1 tRNA gene and 1 rRNA gene are annotated in these 344 nt (G+C 36.6%); both read left to right on the forward strand.

From position 1 onward, the window contains the following. Positions 1-55, forward strand: a 16S ribosomal RNA gene (locus LPC13_RS16810); the annotation flags it as partial. A gap of 101 nt (positions 56-156) precedes the next feature. Then, a tRNA-Ile gene (locus tag LPC13_RS16815) sits at positions 157-233 on the forward strand. The last annotated feature ends 111 nt before the right edge of the window (positions 234-344 follow it).

Below are 344 nucleotides of genomic sequence, written 5' to 3' on the forward strand. Positions count from 1 at the left end.
GGTGAAGTCGTAACAAGGTAGCCGTAGGAGAACCTGCGGCTGGATCACCTCCTTTCTATGGAGAAATGAAGTAACAAGATGTTTACTTCGTACTCGAAAGATACTGGTTTAACTAGTCTGTTCAATTTTGAGAGATTAACCATCTTTCAAAAATATGGGTCTATAGCTCAGCTGGTTAGAGCGCACGCCTGATAAGCGTGAGGTCGATGGTTCGAGTCCATTTAGACCCACCAATTTGTTCTTTGAAAATTGCATATGAATTATATAATATAACTTCAAAACATATTGAGAAGTAAGCCAAGAAATATTCTTTGTGATATTAAATGCAAAACTTTGAAAAATTT

This window comes from Clostridium celatum, assembly GCF_021412605.1.
Lineage (GTDB): Bacteria > Bacillota > Clostridia > Clostridiales > Clostridiaceae > Clostridium > Clostridium celatum.